The organism is Nocardia jinanensis (genome assembly GCF_014645735.1).
Lineage (GTDB): Bacteria > Actinomycetota > Actinomycetes > Mycobacteriales > Mycobacteriaceae > Nocardia > Nocardia jinanensis.
Map to the genome: position 1 here is coordinate 25,509 of NZ_BMMH01000014.1, position 17,643 is coordinate 43,151.

General features: G+C 67.0%; 14 protein-coding genes and 2 pseudogenes. 9 read left to right on the forward strand and 7 right to left on the reverse strand.

All coding sequences use genetic code 11. From position 1 onward, the window contains the following. Positions 1-2,204 precede the first annotated feature (2,204 nt). From IEY68_RS37185 to IEY68_RS26470, 7 genes and pseudogenes are all read left to right on the forward strand, one after another. Positions 2,205-2,657: pseudogene (locus tag IEY68_RS37185) on the forward strand (toxin glutamine deamidase domain-containing protein); the annotation flags it as partial. A gap of 100 nt (positions 2,658-2,757) precedes the next feature. Further along, positions 2,758-3,309, forward strand: coding sequence for a hypothetical protein (locus IEY68_RS36460; protein WP_058855081.1), 552 nt, complete (start codon positions 2,758-2,760; stop codon positions 3,307-3,309). Between the two features lie 338 nt (positions 3,310-3,647). Beyond that, positions 3,648-4,040, forward strand: a pseudogene (locus IEY68_RS37190) (deaminase domain-containing protein); the annotation flags it as partial. Positions 4,041-4,074: 34 nt separating this feature from the next. After that, the gene (locus tag IEY68_RS26455; protein WP_373293018.1) at positions 4,075-4,566 is read left to right on the forward strand and encodes an SMI1/KNR4 family protein; all 492 of its coding nucleotides are present in this window, start codon (positions 4,075-4,077) and stop codon (positions 4,564-4,566) included. Between the two features lie 199 nt (positions 4,567-4,765). Next, complete coding sequence (locus tag IEY68_RS26460) at positions 4,766-5,275, forward strand: IQM protein middle domain-containing protein (protein WP_156426203.1); 510 nt, start codon at positions 4,766-4,768, stop codon at positions 5,273-5,275. Between the two features lie 203 nt (positions 5,276-5,478). Then, positions 5,479-6,282: an SDR family oxidoreductase gene (locus IEY68_RS26465; RefSeq protein ID WP_058855078.1), complete on the forward strand. Its 804-nt coding sequence runs from the start codon at positions 5,479-5,481 to the stop codon at positions 6,280-6,282. Then, positions 6,279-7,112, forward strand: a complete 834-nt coding sequence (locus IEY68_RS26470; protein WP_229719018.1) for a DUF72 domain-containing protein — start codon at positions 6,279-6,281, stop codon at positions 7,110-7,112. Before IEY68_RS26465 ends, IEY68_RS26470 begins: the two co-directional genes overlap by 4 nt. A 152-nt stretch (positions 7,113-7,264) precedes the next feature. On the opposite strand, the gene IEY68_RS26475 is transcribed toward IEY68_RS26470, so the two are convergent. Beyond that, positions 7,265-8,137: an aldo/keto reductase family oxidoreductase gene (locus IEY68_RS26475; RefSeq protein ID WP_058855141.1), complete on the reverse strand. Its 873-nt coding sequence runs from the start codon at positions 8,135-8,137 to the stop codon at positions 7,265-7,267. Between the two features lie 171 nt (positions 8,138-8,308). Here IEY68_RS26475 and IEY68_RS26480 point away from each other — a divergent pair, with 171 nt between their 5' ends. Beyond that, the gene (locus tag IEY68_RS26480) at positions 8,309-8,704 is read left to right on the forward strand and encodes a winged helix-turn-helix transcriptional regulator (RefSeq protein WP_058855140.1); all 396 of its coding nucleotides are present in this window, start codon (positions 8,309-8,311) and stop codon (positions 8,702-8,704) included. Between the two features lie 191 nt (positions 8,705-8,895). Next, on the forward strand, positions 8,896-10,851 hold the full coding sequence (locus tag IEY68_RS26485) for a GMC family oxidoreductase (RefSeq protein ID WP_058855139.1): 1,956 nt from the start codon (positions 8,896-8,898) through the stop codon (positions 10,849-10,851). Between the two features lie 12 nt (positions 10,852-10,863). On the opposite strand, the gene IEY68_RS26490 is transcribed toward IEY68_RS26485, so the two are convergent. The 6 genes from IEY68_RS26490 to IEY68_RS26515 form a co-directional block, all read right to left on the reverse strand. Continuing rightward, complete coding sequence (locus tag IEY68_RS26490) at positions 10,864-11,238, reverse strand: DUF742 domain-containing protein (RefSeq protein ID WP_058855076.1); 375 nt, start codon at positions 11,236-11,238, stop codon at positions 10,864-10,866. Further along, complete coding sequence (locus tag IEY68_RS26495; protein ID WP_062999228.1) at positions 11,235-11,651, reverse strand: roadblock/LC7 domain-containing protein; 417 nt, start codon at positions 11,649-11,651, stop codon at positions 11,235-11,237. The genes IEY68_RS26490 and IEY68_RS26495 overlap by 4 nt, the downstream gene beginning before the upstream one ends. Then, positions 11,629-13,947 carry a nitrate- and nitrite sensing domain-containing protein gene (locus IEY68_RS26500; protein WP_058852906.1) on the reverse strand — a complete coding sequence of 773 codons (2,319 nt, stop codon included), beginning with the start codon at positions 13,945-13,947 and terminating at the stop codon, positions 11,629-11,631. Before IEY68_RS26500 ends, IEY68_RS26495 begins: the two co-directional genes overlap by 23 nt. A 336-nt stretch (positions 13,948-14,283) precedes the next feature. Next, positions 14,284-14,673, reverse strand: coding sequence for a DUF742 domain-containing protein (locus IEY68_RS26505; RefSeq protein ID WP_058852907.1), 390 nt, complete (start codon positions 14,671-14,673; stop codon positions 14,284-14,286). Continuing rightward, complete coding sequence (locus IEY68_RS26510; RefSeq protein ID WP_062999226.1) at positions 14,670-15,086, reverse strand: roadblock/LC7 domain-containing protein; 417 nt, start codon at positions 15,084-15,086, stop codon at positions 14,670-14,672. The genes IEY68_RS26505 and IEY68_RS26510 overlap by 4 nt, the downstream gene beginning before the upstream one ends. Then, complete coding sequence (locus IEY68_RS26515; protein ID WP_229719019.1) at positions 15,064-17,511, reverse strand: sensor histidine kinase; 2,448 nt, start codon at positions 17,509-17,511, stop codon at positions 15,064-15,066. The genes IEY68_RS26510 and IEY68_RS26515 overlap by 23 nt, the downstream gene beginning before the upstream one ends. Positions 17,512-17,643: the final 132 nt, after the last annotated feature.

The following is a 17,643-nucleotide window of genomic DNA, read 5'->3' on the forward strand; positions in this document are numbered from 1 at the left end:
CGACCGAATCAGGAACCGACAACCCCGGCTCATCACAGTCGACGCCCTCGGACACCGGAACTCCGGACCGACAGCAGCCGCCGACGGGTTCACCGGATACACAACAGGTGCAGCCGACCGACTCCGGTACTGCGGATACGCCACCCCAGACCTCCGACAGCGGAAACCGAACGGAGGCCGGCGATTCGCCCGCCGAGTCCCGGAACTCGCCGGACACCACTGGCATACCGGGCGCAGCCGACGAGCCCACCGCAGCGAATCCGACCCCCGAAGCAAGCCCGGAAACACCACCGCAGACTTCCAGTCTCGACCTCGGCCCCGAAACCCCGGCCTTTCCGGATACCGGAACACCCTCCACCACAAATCCCGCGCCCTCGACCACCCCGGATACCTCGACCTCGACCGCCCCGGGCACGCCGACCACCACGGGTACGCCGACCGGCACGACAACCTCGACCGGCTCGGATATGTCGAACGGTCAAGGAAACCCTCCGTCGCAGAGTGTCCCCGGAGCGACGACACCCGCCCCGCCGCCGTCCACGTCGAGTCTGCCCACTACTCAGTCCACGACCCCGGACCACCCCGGTCCGTCACGCACCGACCAGGGGCCCACAACAACCACGGGTGATGCCACAACACCGGGCCAGACGACCACCGGCGAAACCCCGCTCGCTGGAACCCAGCCCGCCGAGGTTCCCCGGACGTCGAATCCCGCGCCCGCGACAACGCTCGAAACCTCTGCTGCGGAAACGACCACCACCTCGGCCGCCACCGCGACACCGCCGGTCCAATCCGGGCCTGTTGCTCCGCCCACCTCGATTGGTTCTTCAGCAGACGCTCCTCGCGCCAATTCGTCCCCGGAGACAGCGGCAACTCCGGCTTCGGCCGGCGCGAATCCCTCCTCGGGAACTCGGGCCCGGCCACCCGCATCCCAATCCGCCGGACCCACCCGTGACCCTGCTGCTGCCGAGAGCGTCCGCGATCAGATCACGCCCGCCACACCGGCCCCGACCCCGGACACGACACCGAATACACCGGGCTACCCCTACAACCTCTTCGACCCGGCCAACCACGCGCGTTTCCTGGCCGATTTCGCCCGGCCGCCGATCCCGAGCCGGCCCTCGCCGACCACCGACCGTGCCGACTCCGCCGATGCCGGAACCCGTGGGCCGGACGATCCATCGAATCCATCCGATCCCTCCCGTGCAAATACCGCCGACAGAACGTCCACGATTCGGACCGACACGGCCGCCCCATCACGGGCAGCTGACGAAACATCGAGAGACTCCCCATCCGAGCCGACCCAGCCCGATCGATCACCCAGGGCGCCGACGAGCCCTTCGAACGATCCCATCTGGAGTTCGCCCGAGCCGACGCATTCAGCGAACGCAGATACCGGTGGACAGCCGCCCCCGGTTCTACCGGCCAACCCCGCGGGTTCCGGTCCAGAACCTGCGGGACCGCCCAACTCGAGGCCTGCCGACCCGCCATCACCCGGCGGCCCACACCGGAATGCGCCGTCACCCACACCGGGTCCGGCCGATCCCGGTCGTTCGCGGTGGCGGCCGGACCGGCATCGCCCCAACCGGTCGGGCAGCGATATTCGAGCGGCCCGCGCGGCGCGCGAGTTCCACCGCAACCAACCTCCACTCGGAAACCGGGTGACTCCGGTGCGAAGCAGCCGAAACCCGCACGGACGCCCGGCATACCGCACTACGCAACATCGGCTACCGAACGGTGAGACGCTGCATGTACTCACCGTGCGAGTCCATCCCACGCTCGGTCCGAATGTGACCTCGGCCGATATCAACCGGCTGATCGCGAACACCGAGCACAGCATCGATCGTGATCTGAACACCGCACCGCAACTCGTCAGCGGCGACCGAGTGCTGGTGGATGTCGTGTTCACACCCAACCCCTACGACGCCGATGTGCATATCAGCACCTCGCAGGGTCCGCCGGGAGGCACCAATACCTGGTCGGTCGATTCCACTCCCGAAACGATCACCGACAACGTTCGACAGCAACTCGGATTGGATCCGGTCGGGCCGGGCAACGACCCGACGCTCACCCCGAATGACCTGCGGGCACTCAGCAATGACATAGCTCGTGCGAATACCGCTCCGCGTTTCCCGAATCCGTCGGACTCACGTGTCGAGGGGCGAGGCAGGCTTCGCCCCGTCGAAAATCCGGCGTATCAGCAGATGGTCGAGGATTCACTCCGGAACGGCAACAGATTCGTCGTAGGCGCCGACCCTCGCTATCACCCATACGGCCAGTTGGTGAACGACGGCGGTCCGACGACCGCCGGCCGCGGCAACAACTGTCTCGACTGTTCTCTGTCGGCGCTGTCGTCGTTCTACGGAGATCCTCAGGTCTCGGCGCCACGCTGGCGGGATCGCCAAGGATTGTTCCGCCTCGACCGGGTATCGGGAGAGGTCGGTGGTGTCGAACGAGCGGCTGCCTGGCTGGGGACTCCGTTGCAGGCGCACAACCCGAATGTGTCGGTGCCGCAGCAATTCTTCGACCTGCACAACCACATCGCCGCGATGGGGCCCGGATCCTCGGCGCTGGTGGTGAACAGTTGGAGTCAGGGTGGAAGCCACGCCACCGTCGTCGTCTACCCCTACGGCGCCGGCGGTCCTGTGTGGTGGGATCCCCAATCGGGACAGACCTCATCGTTCCCGCCGCCCGCTATGGTGGCGAACTCGAATCAGCTGTACTCCATCCCGGTACCCCCTCAGCAAGGAGTCGTCAATGCACCCGGAGCTCCCGTTCCGCACCAGCAACCAAGTGGCCCAGTACCTGAGGGAGCCGTTCGGCCCGGAGGCGGAGTTCAGCCTCCTGGAGACGGAGTTCGGATGGGTGTGCCGTCCGATCCTGACCCAGCAGGAGATGGCGGCCGGCCTGGGCCTGGGTCTGGGGAACTTCGTGGTGAACAAACAGACCGGAGTGATCACCGAACACCGCAGCCTGCCCCCGGAAGTGATCGGCCAGGAGTTCGACCAGGCGATCCGGTCGGGCCAACCGGTCCAGGGCGCCCGGGTGTATCCCCCGACCTGGACCGTGCAGATCCAGGCGACCCGGGAAACCCCGACCGACATCGAGTACCGGGTACAGGCCCGGTCACTGACCGACCCGCCGGCGGAACCCCCGATCGATCATCTGCTGCTGATCAACAAGCAAACGTTCCACATGGTGACCAACGTGCAGGTGATCCACCCGGCGTGCAGCGAAGCGGCGGCTTGGGCGGAGGACCGGAGTCAGGAGACCGGGACCTGGCCACAGGCCGGGACGTTCCAGTTCTAGAGCGATCTGCACAGTCGGAGCCAACCGACGCTCGGGTCGAGAGTATTTCCGACCGCAGCTCCGCGGCCGCTGCCGATACTTCCGGGCCGCTCGCGGACGACCCCGAACGCTCCCGGCCGATCGACGGCAGAGATAGGGCCGATGCCGAACCGCTTTCACCTGGGCCGGACGCGACACATAGTGAGAGCGGACCCGGAACCGAAGATCCCAACGTTCCGGCGATACGAATGTTCGATGCCGATGATCCATCCATTCGTGACCTCGTCGATCTCCAACGTGCCGCCCGGAGAACCGCCGGAGTCGGTTGGCGCACAATGGGCGGAGCGCTGCAGTTCGATATAGAGGGTATATCGGGTGAATTTGCCGGCTTCAGCGGCCGAAATGATGTCTCACGAAACTATCCTTCCGGGGTAGATGGCCCGCCCGTCGCGCCTCCGTGCAGCTCCAACGTGATCGTTCCTGATCCCGCTCCGCCGCGCGGATTTCGAGCCAATGACGCAGAGAACAACATGCTGGAACATCTCGTATCGCAATTGAGTACAGAATTCCCCGTAGGACCGGACGGCACCAACCCGGTGCAAGGCCGAGTCCGAATGCTCTCCGAACAGGAACCTTGTGAGTCCTGCAATCCGACTATTCGACAATTTCAGCGGATGTATCCTAACTTGGAGGTAGAAGTGTCATACGTCCTTCCGTATCCACCTGTGCAGAGGAATCGGCCGACCCTTTAGGTATGAGCTGGGAAAGGAACTCGAAATGGGATTTATGGAGCAGTTGGCACGGCCTCTGATAGCCGGAGGGTGGGTGAACCGAGAATCGATCACTGGGTGCACACAGGGCGATATCGAAACTCTCTTGAGGTCTCAGGGGGTGGAGCAGATACCAGCGTCGTATCGAGAATTCTTGGAGTACGGTGGCAGAGATCCGTACTGGCTGAGCCGTGGGGGTGAGTGGGACTACGAATGGCTGTTGGAGGCCAAGACTGTCGCGCGTGAGTTTGTGGTCGATGACTACAGTGAAGATTTCTCCCCTTTCGAATCCGGGTTCATCTTCCAGACGCATCAAGGGTATAGCTTTTACTATTTCCGTCCGGAAAATCTGGCCGATCCCGACCCGGAATTCTGGATATATTCTGCTACCGAACCCGTGCAGAGCATCGGTGTCAGTTTCAGCGAGTGGATCGGCGAATTGGCTGGCTACCTTCCGCAGGCAATCGAATTGAGGAACCAACTGCACGGCGGTACCGGAAGCAGATAGCGGGCATGCCGTCCGAAATAGGAACGGCGGCCGATATTCCGAGCCGGTGGTTGGTTCTGGGCTGCGTACGGAGGACAGCACGTTGACAATCTGGCCCGGGCCCTGTGGATCCGATCACCCCTTGTACGCAACCACCCCGCTGCGACCCGAGTTCCGCGGTGAGCACCTCCCGGGGAACCGGCAAGGGGGTGACAAGTTCGTGCGGTACCTGAGGGTCGAGGAACGCGACCCTTATCGATTGTTCGCCCACGACGGTTTGCTCTACACCGGTGAGCAGCGGCCCTTGGATACGACGCATACGCGCACGCTGTGGACGCCGCAGGGTGGTCGGGCCGTCTTCGTGATGGACGAGTACGGGTGGTTCTACGCTTCGCCGTACCACCTGCTCGGCGAGTTCCATCATTCCAGCCTTCTCGCAGGTGCTCCGGTCGCGGGTGCCGGGGAGATCAGCGCGGCCGGTGGGCGCGTCGTCCTCGTTTCCGATCACAGCACCCATTACGGGCCCGCTCGGCGGTTCACCCGCCAGGTCGTGGACAGCTGGCGAGACAGGGGCTCCCTGTCGATCATCTGGACGTCGAGTACCACGGCCCGCCCGATACCGAACCGGGCTGACCGGGGTTGCGGAATTCCGGCCGGGTACACAGCCGCCGCAGCGGACGTCGGGTGTCGCTCCTTCGCCGATGTACGGAGTCGCCACCCGGCCTGCTGAACGGGCTGCGGTGCCACGGCCTACGTCGAGGGGTGCGGCTTCGGCTCTGCCGGAGGACGGACCCGACCCGAGTCGATCGGATGAACTGGACGCTGATGCGGCCCGCCGACACTCTCTCCCGCCCCGGGGACATGTCCGTTAGATTGGCGAATCGGGTGGCTGCACCACCCGGGTGACCACGGATCGTCGAGGATGGGTGTCGTATGACCAAGACCGCGCTGGTGACCGGAGCGTCCTCGGGGATCGGGCGCGCGACTGCCGCGCTGCTGGTGCAGCGTGGATATCGGGTGATCGGGACCAGCCGGAACCCGGACACGATCGCGGACTCGGCGCGGGTGGCGGGGATCGAGTATCGGGCCCTCGACCTGACCGATCAGGCCGGTATCGAGCAGTTCGGTGCCGAGCTGGGTCCGGTGGATGTGCTGGTCAACAACGCGGGGGAGAGCCAGTCCGGGCCCATCGAGGAGCTGCCGATCGCGGCGATCGAGCGGCTGTTCCAGCTGAACGTTTTCGGGGCCGTGCGGCTTGCGCAGCTGGTGCTACCGGCGATGCGGGAGCGGGGTTACGGGCGGATCATCATGGTCGGGTCGATGCTGGCGAGTTTCCCGCTGGCGTATCGGTCGTCGTATGTGGCGGCGAAGGCGGCGATCAAGGGGTTCGCGGATGCGGCACGGCTGGAGACGGCGCCGTTCGGTGTGTGGATCAGCACGGTCGAACCGGGGTCCATCGCGACCGGGATCGGGGAGCGGCGTACCAAGTACATCGCTGAGGACTCGGTGTACGGGGCGGATTTCCGGACCATGATCACGCGGCTGGACCGCAACGAGAAGGCCGGGATCTCGCCGGAGCAGGTGGCTGAAACCGTGCTGCGGGCGATCGAGGCGGGTAAGCCGAAACCGCTGTACGCCAGGGGTAGCCGGGCGCCGATCGTTTTCCTGCTGCGGCGGCTGCTGCCGGCATCGGTGATCGAGAAGGTCGTGGCGGGGATGCACGGGCTGAAGCGTTGAGTACGCGGCTCCATGTCGGCTGTGCCATGTGGACGCATACCGCGTGGCCGGTCAGCGGCGACAAACTGCGCGGCTACGCGCAGTGGTGCAACGCGGTGGAGGGGAATACGACGTTCTACGCGGTCCCGGCTCGGCGCACGGTCGAGAACTGGGCGAACCAGACCGATCCCGATTTCCGGTTCGTGATCAAACTGCCCAAGACCGTCACCCATGAGCGCCGCCTTTCCGGGGTGGACACCGAACTGCGGCAGTTCCTGGACACCATGGAACCGCTCGGGTCGCGAATGCACGCGCTGTGGGCGCAATTGCCGTCCTCGTTCGGACCGGCGGATCTGGGCGCGCTGGCGATGTTCTTCCGGGGGCTGCCCGCGGGGTTGCCGCTGGCGGTGGAGGTGCGGCATCCGGAGTTCTTCACCGACGAGAGCGCGGCGGCGCAACTCGAGCGGGTGCTGGGCCGGGTCGGCGCCGAATGGGTGCCCTTCGATACGACCGTGTTGTTCGCCGCGCCCGCGGCGAGCCCGGCCGAATTCGAGGCCCGGTCCAAGAAGCCCCGGCTGCCGCGTCGGGTGAAGGCACTCACCGGCGCACCGATCGTCCGCTATCACGGTCGCGACGACAGCGAGGCCACGGTCGAGGGGTGGCGGACCTGGGTCGAGCAGACGGCCGAATGGCTGCGCGAGGGCCGGTCGCCGACGGTGTTCCTGCACACGCCGGACAACGCGTCCTCCCGGGACCTCGCGCGCCGCTTCCACGACGAGGTCCGCACTCTCGTACCCGAACTCGCGCTCCTGCCGGACCCGGCCGAGGCCGAGCCCATGACGCTCTTCTGATGTGCGCTCTCGTACATACCGGACCGATCCGTCCGCCGGCCCGCGGACCCCGCCGCGGCGCAGCACCTCGGCGACCTCGCGCTTGTGTCCGGATCGGGAATCGGACCGGACCGGCCATCTCGGCTCGTTCGTTCCGGGGCGCTCGTCGTGATTCAGTCGCTGATGCCGTCCAGCTCTGCCAAGTCCTCAGAAGTGAGAGAAAGGCCGGCGCCTGCGACGTTCTCACGCAGATGCGCCACCTTCGACGTGCCGGGGATGAGCAGAATGTTCGGGGAACGCTGCAACAGCCAGGCCAGCGCGACCGACATCGACGTCGCCCCCAAGCGACCGGCGACTGCCGAGAGCGCCGAGGACTGCAACGGGCTGAAGCCTCCGAGGGGGAAGAACGGCACATACGCGACGCCCTCGATGGCGAGCCGGTCGATGAGCTCGTCGTCGTGGCGGTGGGCGAGGTTGTACATGTTCTGCACGCACACGATCGGGGCGATGGTCTGTGCTTCGGCGACCTGCTCCGTAGTGACGTTGCTGACCCCTAGGTGGCGGATCAGGCCCTCTTGCTGGAGCTCGACGAGAGTCGCGAACGACTCGGCGAGCGAACCGGATTGCGGGCCCTCGGCGTTGCCCGAGCGCATGTTGACCAGGTCGAGCACCTCGACCCCGAGCGCCTGAAGGTTCTCATGGACCTGCTTGCGTAGGTCTTCGGGTCGCCGGGCTGTAGGCCAGCCACCCTGTGCGTCACGGTTGGCGCCCACCTTGGTCACGATGCGCAGCGACCCGGGATAGGGGTGGAGCGCCTCTCGGATCAACTCGTTGGTGATACGCGGCCCGTAGGCGTCACTGGTGTCGATGTGGGTGATCCCCAGGTCGACTGCTTCGCGCAATACGGCCAGCGCACCGTCGCGATCAGCGGGCGGCCCCATGACCCACGGCCCGGCGAGCTGCATGGCGCCGTAGCCGAACCGGGTGACTGTCAGGTCGCCGAGGGTCCAGGTGCCGCCGGGAAGAGATGTGGAGGATGTGCTCAAACTGGTGCCCTTCGTAGTTCGCTCGGGGATGGCGCTGTCCACCCTCCCTGCACCAGTATTGGAGAGTAACTTCCTGTGAGGAAGTAGGCACCTCGGAGTGCGTAACCCACCCGAAGGAGAAAGGTGCGATCCGTGACGACGACGGCGGCTCAGAAGAAGGCGCAGGCCAAGATGGAGTACAACGCATTCCTGGCGGTATGTCCCAGCCGCCGGCTGCTCGACCGAATCTCGGACAAATGGGTCGTCCTGATCCTCTGCGCGCTCGGCGGCGACGCCTCGCCCGTTCCCGGTACAGCAGACGCGCCCAAGGCGATGCGCTACTCCGAGATCTCTCGTCTCCTTGCCGGGGTCAGCCAGAAGATGCTGACCCAGACACTGCGGTCACTGGAACGTGACGGCCTACTCGCCCGCACCGTGACGCCGACTGTCCCGGTCACGGTCTCCTATGAGTTGACCGATCTCGGCCTCTCGCTCCACCACATGACGCGCGGCATCAGAAGCTGGGCCCAGACGCACATGACCGAGGTGCTCGCCAACCGCGAACACTACGACATTCACACCACCTGACGACTCACATTCAACAGCTCGAACCTTCTCGCGCTACACCCTCAACGGCGAAGAGTTCATTGACGGATCTTCGCTTGATGTGAATCGTTGTTCTGGCGAGTTTTCCCTATTTACACTGAATTTTATGCCTTTTTGTAAGCGAGGATTCGCGCGCCGTGATAGAACTTCGGCAATCTGAAAGGCGGATGGGTATGAAGGCGACTGCCAAGCAACGTGCCGCGCTCGGGACGATCTGCGATACGTTCGTGCCGGGGGACGGTCTCACGTTGCCGTCGGCGACCGAAATCGGTGCTGTGGATACCGTATTCGAACTGCTGGGGCGCAATCCCCGGGAGTCCGAGGGTAAGCAGCTGGCGATGCTGCTCGATATCTGGGATTCCCCGGTGACCGGGCTGCTCACCGGCCGGGGGCCGCGGCGGTTCTCGAAGCTGTCGCAGGCCGAACGGGAGCGGGCGTTGCTGCGGCTCGGCGACTCCGGGATCGGCGCGGTCCGGGCGGTCTTCCAGGCACTCAAACAGGCCTCGCTGCTGGCCTACAACGTCACCCCGGGGCCCACCGGGTTCCATCCGCTGTGGAAGGAGATCGGCTACCCGGGCCCACCCGGACCGTTGCCGACCGCGCCGCAGCCCGCGCTGTCCCCGCAGCGGATCACCGAACCGGGCACGCTCACCTGTGATGTCGTGATCGTCGGTTCGGGTGCGGGTGGCGGGACGGCGGCCGCCGTGCTCGCCGAAGCGGGGCTCGATGTGATCGTCGTCGAACGCGGCGGTTATTACGACGACAAGGATTTCGGCGCGGGCGAACTCGCGGGCCTGCAGCAGTTGTACGCGCCGGGGCCGTCGGCTTCGGCAGAGGGGCAGATCACGCTGGTCGCGGGCACCTGCCTCGGTGGGGGCACGGTGGTCAACTGGAGTACCTCGTTGCCGACACCGGACGGTGTGCGCGACGAATGGGCCGAGGCGGGCGCCCATCAGTTCCGGGAGGCGGAGTTCACCGAATCGCTGGACGCGGTGGTGCGCCGGCTCGGGGTGAACGAACGCCGCTCGATCCTCTCGGCGCGCGACGGTGTGCTGGAACGCGGTGCGAGCGCCCTGGGCTGGGCGGTGGATCCGTTGCCGCGCAATGTGACCGATGCCTGCGATGCCGGGGTGGAATGCGGCCGGTGCGGTAACGGCTGCCGGGTGGGGGCGAAACAGTCGGTCACCAAGACCTGGCTGGCCGATGCCGCCGCACGAGGCGCGCGGTTGATCGTGGACGCCGATGTAGGCCGGATCGAAGTGCGGGGCGGGAAGGCCGAATCGGTGGCGGCGCGCACCGCCACGGGGATCGAGTTCGAGATCCGGGCGCGCGCGGTGGTGGTGGCAGCGGGCGCGATCCAGACCCCGGCGCTGCTGAAACGGTCCGGGCTGGGGAACAAGAACATCGGCCGGTATCTACGGCTGCATCCGGCGGCGGCGGTGTTCGGGGTGTTCGACGAGGAGATCCGGCCGTGGGAGGGTGGGTTGCAGACCCGTATCTGCCGGCGTCACGCGGACCTCGACGGCAACGGCTACGGCGTCATCTACGAGACCGGCCCCCTGCATCCGGGCCTGTCCACCGGGTTCATGAGCTGGCGCGGGGCCGATAACCACCGCACCAATATGCTGGAATTCGGGCGCTCGAACGCCATCGGCATCATCACCCGCGACCGTGATTCCGGAGAGGTGAAGGTGGACCGTGACGGCCGGCCCACCGTCGACTACCGCATCTCCGATTACGACGCCGGTCATCTGCACACCGGGATCGAGGGCGCGGCGAGCATTCTCGAAGCCGCGGGCGCGCGGCGTATCTTCTCCGGCCACCAGGCCGGTATCTCCTACGAGCCGGGTGCGCGGGGCTCGCACGCGGAGTTCGCCGCCGCCGCCCGTGCCGCGGGCTACGGGCCGGGACAGTGCGCGCTCGGCGCCCTGCACATCATGGGTTCGGCTCGGATGGGGGGATCGCCGGAACTCTCGGCGACCGACCCCGACGGCGCCACCTGGGAGGTGAAGAACGTCGTCGTCGCCGACGCGTCCTGCTTCCCTACCTCCTCGGGCGTCAACCCGATGGTGTCGATCGAGGCGATCGCCCATATGAACGCCAAGCGGCTGGTCGCCCGGCTGACCTGAGCCGTCCCGGAATCAGCCGCCGCGCAGACTGTTCGCGATGGAACGGAGCAGGCCGAGATCGGCGGTATCGCTGGTCTCGGCCGGAGCGCGGACCAGGATCCGGCCGTCGTCGACCAGATCGCCGAGGAGGATCTTGGTCAGCGCGAGCGGAATCCGTAGTTGCGCCGATACCTCCGCGACCGATTGCGCGACCCGGCACAGGCGCACGATATCGACGTATTCGGGTTCGGGCCGCCTGGAAGCGAGTCCTGGCGACGCGTCCACCACCATGGTGTCGAGGGTGAGGTCGGTGCGTGAGGTACGGCCGCGACCACGGGTCAGCGCGTAGAGGCGTACGACGGGACCGGCGTCCTCCTCGTCCCAGCCGTCGTCGTGCGGCCCGCTCATGGCTGCGGCGCGCCGCTCGGGTGCGGGCGCGAGTCGACGGCCAGATGGCTGCCGACCCGCTGCACAGTTCGGTTCATCTCGAAAGCCACCATACCCATATTCGCGGATTCGGCGGCCAGCAATGCCAGGCAGGTGTTACCACCGGCGGCGGTGACGAACAGCACGGCGCGATCGAGTTCCACCACGGTCTGGCATACGCCGCCGGCGTCGAAATGGCTGCCGGCGCTGCGGGCCAGGCTGTGGAATGCCGAGGCCATCGCGGCGAACCGCTCGGCCTCGGTCCTTTCCAAGCGCTCCGAATGTCCCATCAACAGCCCGTCGGTGGAGAGCAGGACCGCGGATTCGGCGTTCGGCAATCCGCTCACCAGTTCTTCCAGCAGCCAGCTCAGATCAGTGCGCGGAGGAGTTGTCATCGTTGCCTTCCTGTCGGGTTCGATCGGCCGTGCCCGGATCGGGACGCGGGTGACGTCCGGACCGGGTGCCGCCCTCGATGGCGGCCATCAGATTGCGAGCCTGTTCCGGTGTGCGCGTACGAGGGGTTTCCTCGGCGACCGGGGTTTCCGCGGGTTCGGGGTCGGCCTGCTGCCGCTGCCGGCGCGGGAGCGCGGGACGAGTTCCGCCGGGTGCCGCGGCGGTGACCTGCTGGGCGGGTCCGGAGGTGGACCGCGGCCGCGGGGTGACGCCCCCGGTGGCCGGGGCGGTTTCCGGCGGCGCGGGACTCGGCGCCACCGTGTACGCGGGGGCGGCGGGCGGTTCGGGGGAGTTCGCGGATTCGATGAGCGCGGCCGGGATCAGCACAACCGCCTTGATCCCGCCGTAGACCGATTCCGCCAGCCGCACCGAGGCACCGTGACGGGCCGCCAGGGTGGCGACCACGAACAGGCCCAGCCGGGTTTCCCCGGTCAGGGCGGTGACTCCGAAGTCCGGCGGCTGGGCCAGCAGGTGGTTGCGATCGGTGATCTCGTCCGCCGACATTCCCAGTCCGCGGTCGGCGACCTCGACCGCCACGCCGCGGCCGACGACGGCGGCCGAAACCTCGACGTGGGCCTCCGGGGGCGAGAACGCCGTGGCGTTCTCCATCAACTCGGCGAGTAGATGGATGAGGTCGGCGGTGGCCTGGCCGGCGATACTCAGATCCGGGATCTGACCGGTGTGGATGCGGGTGTAGTCCTGGCTCTCCGCCGCGGCTCCCCGGATGAGATCCCACAGGGGAACAGGTTTGCGCCACCGGCGGCCCGGCTGTTCGCCGCCGAGGACGATGAGGTTTTCGGCGTGGCGCCGGGCGCGGGTGGCGAGATGGTCGAGTTCGAAGAGCAGTTCGAGCTGGTCGGCGTTCTCCTCTTGGCGTTCGGCCTTGTCCAGCAGGGCGAGCTGGCGGTGCACGGCGAGCTGGTTGCGGTGGGCGATATTGAGGAACACGGTCCGGAATCCGGCCCGGGTCTTGGCCTCTGCCACCGCCGCGGAAACCGCGGCGACCTGCGCGCGGTTGAACGCGTCGGCCACTTCGCCGAGTTCGTCGGTACCGAAGTCCAGATGCGCGACCTCGGCGGCGGTATCGATCTCGGCACCGTCGTCGAGGCGGCGCATGAGATCGGGCAGGCGCTGGTCGGCGAGTTCCAGGGTGTCGTCGCGCAGGCGGCGCATCCGGGCGATGAACCGGTTCGCTCCGATGAGCGCGGCCAGCAGCGCTACCGCCGTGACGATCAGCACCACGACCCCACCGATCAGCGATATTCCGGCGGTATCGGTGCCCTCCGCGCGCGCGATGGCATGGGCATCGCGACTCTGGCTCTCCCACAGGCTCAGCAGGGCCGAACTGACCCGGACGGAGGCTTCCTGCCATGCGGGCACGGTCATCGGCAAGGGCGCTGTCTCGGCTTGCGCGGACTGCTCGTATTCGTCGCCGTATTCGGAGGTACCGTCGGTCTCGGCGGCGATGACGGGGCCGCGCAAGACCACCGCGTCCTGCATGGCGATCACCTGGCGCCAGTCCGGGGAATCCGTGATGGCCTGCAGCTGTGCGAGTCGCGGACCGGTCAGTACCGTGGCCGAATAGGCCACCTGGGACCGGACTTCACCGGTGTAACGGGTGAATTCGAAGAGTTGTTCATGGGTCAGCTCGCCGCGGGTGAGGGCGACAGCGCCGAGGGTATCGGCCTGCGATAGTGCCTCGGCGGCCCGCAGCGGCTCGACGCCGTAGCCGAGTGCGATACCGAGACCGGCGTCGGGTGCCACCCGGGCCGCCACCATCGAAGCCTTGAAGATGGTGCCGACGACGGTGCTGAAGAACTCGAAGGCTTCGGTGTGGGGCATGGCACGCGCGTCGATCGCGGTGCGTACGCCGGGGACCCGGTTGTAGAGCGGCCGGAAGGTTTCCAGCTCGGCGGCCGATCCGTCGGGGTTGAGGCGCTGAGCGGCCTCACCCTTGGCGATGACGGCGGCCAGCGCGGTATCGGATCGCTGCCGCGCGTCCACCAGAATGTTCGCGGCATCCGGATCGCCGGCCAGATACAGCAGCGACAGCCGCCGCTCCTCCTCGAAGGACTGCACCATCGAGATCACCGGGGTCGTGGTGCCGCTGATCAGATTGGCCCACACCGTGGCGGTCAGACTGGATTTGACCAGATACCCGGCGGCGCCGACGCCGACGATCACCAGGGTGACACTGGTGATCAGCACGATCGAGAGCAGCCGGGCGCGAATGCCCATCCGACCCCGAGTCGCGTCTCTGCCGGACCGGAATGCCCTGACCAGTGATTCGGGCAGAAGCCGCCGAACAGCCACGATAGATCAACCCGTTCCCGGGCATACGCCAGTACGACACGTGGTGACCGGCGCATCACCCAATGTTCTCGGCATTGCCATTGCCCGGCAATGCATCAGCTTTCGTCCAGACCATAGCGAAAGCTGGGCGCAGACCGGAGACCGGTCTCACCGTATGGACTTCCGGGCATAGGTGTGACTGTTGCTACAAAGACCGGCGAAATCGCACCCATCGGACGACTCGATGGCCGGGGAAAGTGCCGGTATCCAGGGCTTGTTCGATCAGGTGACCCGGTCTCGGCCTCCCCGCAGACTGTTCGCGATGGTTTGCAACAAACCGAGATCGGATGTGGCATCAGTGGTCTCGAACGGAGCGCGTACGGCCAACCGGCCGTCGTCGATGAGATCGCCGACGAGGACTTTGGTCATCGCGAGCGGGATCCGGAGCTGTGCCGAGACCTCCGCCACCGATTGGGGCACCCGGCAGAACCGGATGATGCCGATGTACTCGGGTTCGGTTCGCCGCGGGGCGAACCCGGCCCCGATATCGACCACCATGGTGTCCAGGGTGAGTTCGGTTCGCGCGGTGCGACCCCGGCCGCCGGTCATCGCGTAGAGCCGTGCGACCGGACCGGCTTCCTCCTCTTCCCAGGGTCCGCGCGGCCCGGTCACGGCTGTCTCGCACCGCTGCGCTGCGGGCGCGAGTCGACGGCCAGATGGCTGCCGACCCGCTGCACAGTTCGGTTCATCTCGAAAGCCACCATACCCATATTCGCGGATTCGGCGGCCAGCAATGCCAGGCAGGCGTTACCACCGGCGGCGGTGACGAACAGCACCGCGCGATCGAGTTCCACCACGGTCTGGCATACGCCGCCGGCGTCGAAATGGCTGCCGGCGCTGCGGGCCAGGCTGTGGAATGCCGAGGCCATCGCGGCGAACCGCTCGGCCTCGGTCCTTTCCAAGCGCTCCGAATGTCCCATCAACAGCCCGTCGGTGGAGAGCAGGACCGCGGATTCGGCGTTCGGCAATCCGCTCACCAGTTCTTCCAGCAGCCAGCTCAGATCAGTGCGCGGAGGAGTCGTCATCGGTGCCTTCTTCTCGAGTGCGATCGGTTGTGGAGGAGCCGTCGTCGGGCCGGCGGCCGGATCGGGTGCCGCCTTCGATGGCGGACAACAGGTTCCGGGACTGCTCGGGAGTGCGGGCACGGGGCAGGTCGACGATCGGGATCACTCCGGTATCGGCCTCGGCGGACTGCCGCTGCCGGCGCGGCAACGCCGGGCGAGAGCCTTCGTCCGGCCGTGGTTTCGAGATCACGCCCATCGGATGCGCACCCGCGGATATATGCGGTGCGGGTTCGCCGGACCGGCCGGACGGCCCACCGGCAGGGGCGCCGGGCACCACCGCCGCCGGTACCGGGGCCGCAGCGGGTTCGAGGGCCGGACGGGCGGGGCGCTGCGGGCCCCCGGACTCGATGAGCGCGGTCGGGATCAGCGCGATCGCCTTGATTCCGCCGTAGACCGAATCGGTCAAGCGCACCGTGACACCGTGACGGGCGGCCAATGTGGCGACCACGAACAGACCGAGGCGGGTATCGCCGGTGAGTGCCGCGACCCCGAAGTCCGGCGGTTCGGCCAGCAGACTGTTGCGCTCGGCCGTCTCCTCCTCGGTCATCCCCAGGCCCTGATCCGCGACCTCGACCGCCACACCCTTGCCGACGACCGTCGCCGAGACCTCGACCTGGGATTCCGGCGGCGAGAACGCGGTGGCGTTGTCCATCAGCTCCGCGAGCAGATGGATCAGGTCGGCCACGGCCTTGCCCGCGATGAGGACATCGGGTACGCGTCCGGTGTGGATCCTGGTGTAGTCCAGGCTCTCCGCGACCGCGCCGCGGATGAGTTCCCACAGCGGAACCGGGTTGCGCCACCGGCGGCCCGACTGTTCACCACCGAGCACGATCAGGTTCTCCGCGTGGCGCCGGGCGCGGGTGGCGAGATGGTCGAGCTCGAAGAGCAGTTCGAGCTGGTCGGCGTTCTCCTCTTGGCGCTCGGCCTTGTCCAGCAAGGAGAGCTGGCGGTGTACGGCGAGCTGGTTGCGGTGGGCGATATTGAGGAAGACCGTATGGAAACCGGCGCGTGTCTGCGCCTCGGCCACCGCGGCCGAGACGGCGGCCACCTGGGCCCGGTTGAACGCGTCGGCCACTTCACCGAGTTCGTCGGTACCGAAGTCCAGCCGCGCGACTTCGGCGGCCGAATCGACCTTCTCGCCCTGATCCAGCCGGTGCATGATGTCGGGCAACCGCTTGTCGGCGAGCTCCAGGGTGTCGTCACGCAAGCGGCGCATCCGGGCGATGAAGCGGTTGGCCAGCACGAGCGCGGTGAGGAAGGCCAACCCGGTGAACAGCAGCACCGCGGCGCCGCCGGCCAGCGATCGGTTGGCGGTATCGGCGCCCTGGGCGCGACCGATGGCATGGGCGTCGGCGCTCTGGCCCTCCCAGAGCTTCAGCAGGGCGGCAACCACCTCGCCGGATGCCCGCTGCCAGTCGGCGACGGTCAACGGCAGGGCGGGTGTATCGGAGTCCGTGGATTCGTCGGAGGTGCTGTAGCCGGAACCGGTACCGGTCCCGTCGCGCTCGCTCGTGGAGCTACCGGTCTCCGGATCCTCGGGGGTGACCGGGCCGCGCAGCATGACGGCGTCCTGCACGGCGGTCAGCTGGTGCCAGGCCGGCGAGGCGGTGAGAGTCTGCAACTGGGCCAGGCGGGGCCCCGCCAGCACCGTGGCGGAATAGGCGACCTCGCCACGGAATTCGCCGACCTGCCGGTTGAATTCGAGCAGCTGTACATGGGTGAACTCGCCGAGGGTCAACGCGACGGCGCCCAGGGTGTCGGCCTTCGACAGTGCCTCAGCGGCCCGTAAGGGCTCGACACCGTAGTTGAGCGCGATACCGACACCGGCGTCCGGCGCGACCCGGGCCGCCAGGACCGAGCCCCCGATGATGGTCTCGATGACCGAACTGAAGAACCCGAATGCCTCTTCGCGCGCAATCGCACGCGCGTCGATGGCTGTGCGCAGATTCGGGACGGCATCGAAGAGTTTGCGATAGCCCTCCAGCTGGCCGGTACCGCCGTCGGGATTGAGCCGCTGGGCGGCATCGCCTTTGGCGGTGAGCTCGGCGAGCGCGATATCCGAGCGTTTGCGAGCGTCCAGGAGCGCGGCCGGTATGCCGCTATCGCCCGCCATATACAGCAGCGACAGCCGCCGTTCCTCTTGGAGGGCCTGCACCATCAGGATGGCGGGAGTGGTTGTGCTACTGGCCAGATCGGCCCATTCCTGGGCCTGGCGGCTGGAGTTCACCAGGTATGCCGCCGCGCCGACCCCGATGGACAGCAGGGCGACGCTGGTGATGAGAACGATCGCGAGTAGACGTGTCCGAATACCGACGCGGCCGCGCGTTCGGCTCGGTCTGGAACGGAATGTCGATGCGAATTCGGGGAGCGGCAGCCGCTTGGACACAGTAGATCAACTCGTTCCCGGGGATGCGCGCGAACGCCCTCATCGGTCCGGCTCACCGCCCAACTATCCCGGCACTGCGGTTCTCCCGGCAATGCGTCATGCTTGTCCCAGACATTAGCGAAAGTAGTACGT

What these genes read in the sequence shown, in the direction of transcription:
- IEY68_RS36460 (WP_058855081.1), top strand. Translation starts at nt 2,758, where the DNA reads ATGCACCCGGAGCTCCCGTTCCGCACCAGCAACCAAGTGGCCCAGTAC.
- IEY68_RS26455 (WP_373293018.1), top strand. Translation starts at nt 4,075, where the DNA reads ATGGAGCAGTTGGCACGGCCTCTGATAGCCGGAGGGTGGGTGAACCGA.
- IEY68_RS26465 (WP_058855078.1), top strand. Translation starts at nt 5,479, where the DNA reads ATGACCAAGACCGCGCTGGTGACCGGAGCGTCCTCGGGGATCGGGCGC.
- IEY68_RS26480 (WP_058855140.1), top strand. Translation starts at nt 8,309, where the DNA reads ATGGAGTACAACGCATTCCTGGCGGTATGTCCCAGCCGCCGGCTGCTC.
- IEY68_RS26485 (WP_058855139.1), top strand. Translation starts at nt 8,896, where the DNA reads ATGAAGGCGACTGCCAAGCAACGTGCCGCGCTCGGGACGATCTGCGAT.
- IEY68_RS26490 (WP_058855076.1), bottom strand. Translation starts at nt 11,238, where the DNA reads ATGAGCGGGCCGCACGACGACGGCTGGGACGAGGAGGACGCCGGTCCC.
- IEY68_RS26495 (WP_062999228.1), bottom strand. Translation starts at nt 11,651, where the DNA reads ATGACAACTCCTCCGCGCACTGATCTGAGCTGGCTGCTGGAAGAACTG.
- IEY68_RS26500 (WP_058852906.1), bottom strand. Translation starts at nt 13,947, where the DNA reads ATGGGCATTCGCGCCCGGCTGCTCTCGATCGTGCTGATCACCAGTGTC.
- IEY68_RS26510 (WP_062999226.1), bottom strand. Translation starts at nt 15,086, where the DNA reads ATGACGACTCCTCCGCGCACTGATCTGAGCTGGCTGCTGGAAGAACTG.